This is a genomic window from Bradyrhizobium hipponense, from assembly GCF_008123965.1.
Classification (GTDB): domain Bacteria; phylum Pseudomonadota; class Alphaproteobacteria; order Rhizobiales; family Xanthobacteraceae; genus Bradyrhizobium; species Bradyrhizobium hipponense.
Map to the genome: position 1 here is coordinate 1 of NZ_VSTH01000074.1, position 1,927 is coordinate 1,927.

Genomic DNA, 1,927 nt, shown 5'->3' on the forward strand with positions numbered 1-1,927 from the left:
GTAGACCGGAGTGCGCCGGGAGACCGGCAAGGAGTAGATGGTGCAAGTCCATCACGATGAAGGAGTAGCGAACCGCATCGACCCCGAGTCATGCGCAGATACCCGTGAGGGTATTGGCGAAGCGTTGACAGGGGAGCGCATAGGCCAGCCATTGAGCCGCGAAAGTACCCTCATCCTGGGTGCCGACGTCGTTCCGGTGACGGAAGGCAACACGGATGGGCGCGATAACGCGAGCGCCCAGACGGCCCGGCGTGGTCTTAGACACTGGCATGTGCGCACGCTCTTTGCTCGGGAACCGGGAGATCTCATGGTCGGCCAGCGCCAGCATGCGTGCTGCACTGGTCCGCGTCGGGAAGGCGAGGAGCCGTAGCCGACGATGTACGATCATGAGAAGTCTGACCCCGCCATAGTAGCTGTGAAGCCGACGAACAAAGCCGGGCAACCGGCTGCGGAGTTGGTGGAGCCAAGGGCGGGGGCCGAGGGGAATGTGAGTCAGCAAAGCACGGGCCGGGCACAGTACCGGGGAACCGTGTCACAGGCGCTGGCGCGCATACGGCAAGCTGCAAGGCAAAGGAAGAAGGAGAAGTTCACCGCGCTCTTCCATCACGTCAGTATTGATCACCTCGCAGAGGCATTCTCTGAACTCAAGGAGAATGCTGCAGCTGGAGTGGACGGGCTGACATGTCGGGACTACGAGCAGCACCTTGAGCGCAATCTTGAGGACCTGCATGCTCGCGTCCATCGGGGAGCGTATCGGGCACTACCGTCGCGGCGGGTTTACATACCCAAGCCGGATGGTCGGCAACGCCCGATCGCGGTCGCCGCCCTTGAGGACAAGATCGTCCAGAGGGCCACGGCTGCGGTGCTGAGCGCGATCTACGAGGAAGATTTCCTCGGGTTCTCGTATGGGTTCCGACCCGGACGCAGCACGCACGATGCGATGGATGCGCTCATAGTCGGGATCACCAGCACAAAGGTGAACTGGATACTGGACGCCGACATCCGCTCGTTCTTCGACACAGTGAGCCAGGAGTGGCTCATCAAGTTTGTGGAACATCGCGTCGGCGACCGACGCATCATCCGCCTGATCCAGAAATGGCTCAAGGCAGGCGTCCTGGAAGACGGGATCGTGACGGTCAGTGACAAGGGGACCGGGCAGGGATCGGTGATCTCACCGCTTCTGGCCAATCTCTACTTGCACTACGCTTTCGACCTCTGGGCCGAGCGCTGGCGACGGCGTGAGGCTGCGGGCAATATGATCATCGTGCGCTACGCCGACGACCTCATTGTTGGCTTTGAGCACGAGACCGACGCCCGTCGCTTCCTCGACGAGATGCGTAAGCGGTTACAGGAGTTTGCACTGTCGCTTCATTCGGAGAAGACCCGGCTGATCGAGTTTGGACGTTTCGCGGTGGAAAACCGCAAGCGGCGCGGGCTCGGCAAACCGGAGACCTTCACCTTCCTGGGCTTCACCTTTATCTGCGGCAAAACTCGTCGGGGCAAATTCCAAATCAAGCGGAAGTCCCGGCGGGATCGCATGCAGGCAAAGTTGCAAGCCATCAAACAGGAACTGCGACGGAGCATGCATCAGCCGATTCCCCAGCAGGGAAGATGGTTGCAGCAGGTCGTCACCGGCTACTTCAACTACCACGCGGTGCCGACAAACAGTTCGACACTGACCGCGTTCCTATTCCACGTCACCAATCTCTGGCGGCGCACGCTACGGCAGCGGAGCCAGAAAGACTGGACGACCTGGGAGCGGATCAAGCGGTTGGCCGACGACTGGCTCCCGAAACCGCGAATCCTTCATCCGTGGCCAGCGAGTCGCTTCGCCGTTAGACACCCAAGGTGGGAGCCGTATGCCCGAATTGGGCCCGTACGGATCTGTGCGGGGGGCGCGAGGTAACTCGCGTCCCTACCGCGAAAG

Annotated in this window: 2 protein-coding genes; one reads left to right on the top strand and one right to left on the bottom strand. The window is 61.2% G+C overall.

Annotated elements, in window-relative coordinates:
* Positions 1–88: 88 nt before the first annotated feature.
* Positions 89–328 (bottom strand): hypothetical protein, encoded by a 240-nt coding sequence (locus FXV83_RS42900; protein WP_187436064.1) that lies wholly within the window; start codon positions 326–328, stop codon positions 89–91.
* A gap of 48 nt (positions 329–376) precedes the next feature.
* On the opposite strand from FXV83_RS42900, the gene ltrA reads away from it, so the two are divergent.
* Positions 377–1,906 carry a group II intron reverse transcriptase/maturase gene (ltrA, locus tag FXV83_RS21775; protein ID WP_148741437.1) on the top strand — a complete coding sequence of 510 codons (1,530 nt, stop codon included), beginning with the start codon at positions 377–379 and terminating at the stop codon, positions 1,904–1,906.
* The last annotated feature ends 21 nt before the right edge of the window (positions 1,907–1,927 follow it).

What these genes read in the sequence shown, in the direction of transcription:
- ltrA (WP_148741437.1), top strand. Translation starts at nt 377, where the DNA reads ATGTACGATCATGAGAAGTCTGACCCCGCCATAGTAGCTGTGAAGCCG.
- FXV83_RS42900 (WP_187436064.1), bottom strand. Translation starts at nt 328, where the DNA reads ATGCTGGCGCTGGCCGACCATGAGATCTCCCGGTTCCCGAGCAAAGAG.